Here is a 1,195-nt window from a genome sequence, read left to right as displayed (position 1 = left end):
GTCASATTAACGCAGGTCGCAGGCCGCAGCGGTCCCATAGGACCGCACGTAGGGGCCGTCCCAAAGGGCGGCCCGTTTGTGGGAATCCCACAACCAATATTATGCGTTCTGTTGGAATACCGCCAGTTGTTCCCGCGTCGGCAATCCTTCGTTATCACCGGCGACCTGGATGGCCATGGCCCCGATGGCAGCGCCCCGGCGGGCAGCATCTTCCAGGCTCAGTCCATCGAGGATGGCACTGGTGAAACCGACGGCAAAGCCGTCACCGGCGCCGACAGTATCGACGATGTGGTCGACGTGATAGCTCGGCACGCGGTATTCCTGGTCATCGGCCGTGCGGATATAGGTCCCATGGCTGCCGCCCATTTTGATGACGACGGTCTGGACGCCGCGCTGCAAATAATAACCGGCGATATCTTTTTCATTATCCATTCCCGTCAGGATCCGGCCTTCATTGAGACCAGGCATGACGATGTCGGCATACTGGGCGGCGTCGTTGATGACACGGGCCATGATTTCCTGGGACTTCCAGAGCATGGGCCGCAGGTTGGGGTCAAAGGAAATGCGCACGCCCTTACCGTGAGCCCGCATCATCAGCGTATAAATCGTTTCCCGGCACGATTCCGACAGGGCCAGAGGAATCCCCGTGACGTGCAGGTGGTCGACGCCGGTCCAATCGATACCGGAGAGGTCCGCCGGTCGGAAGTGGGAAAAGGCCGTGTGTTTGCGGATATTGGCTACCGTCGGATCCCCTTCCAGGACCTTTTCTTTCATCTGGAACCCCGTCATATGGTCATCATCGGTCCAGACATAGTCATCGTGGATGCCATTGGCCTTGAGGAAGTTGCAGATGCACTTCCCGAAGGGGTCGACGCCGACCTTGGAAATATACGACACATCATTGCCCAGCCGGGCCATGCCGACGGCGTAATTCAGTTCCGCCCCGCAGACATGGCGGGAAAAATGTTCCACTTCTTCCAGCGGCCCCATTTCTTCAGCAATCAGCAAGCCCATGGCTTCACCGATAGTAAGCACTTTACTCATGGTTTTCCTCCAATTGTGCCTTTATTTTGTCAATCATGTCTTCATAGGCGGCATCCGTCAAATAGACGCGGTCCGGATTCATGGCAAAGGTACTGTTCCATTCAAAATCATCTTTGTATTTCGGSACTAAGTGAACGTGGAGATGATCTGA

General features: G+C 56.1%; 1 protein-coding gene. It reads right to left on the bottom strand.

Annotated elements, in window-relative coordinates; genetic code table 11:
* Positions 1-99 precede the first annotated feature (99 nt).
* Positions 100-1,044 (bottom strand): sugar kinase, encoded by a 945-nt coding sequence (locus NM10_RS12495; protein ID WP_020311899.1) that lies wholly within the window; start codon positions 1,042-1,044, stop codon positions 100-102.
* Positions 1,045-1,195 lie beyond the last annotated feature (151 nt).

Origin of the sequence: Megasphaera sp. NM10 (assembly GCF_000417505.1) — a bacterium.
GTDB classification, from domain to species: Bacteria; Bacillota; Negativicutes; order Veillonellales; family Megasphaeraceae; genus Megasphaera; species Megasphaera intestinihominis.
This window is presented reverse-complemented; position numbering and strand designations above follow the sequence as displayed.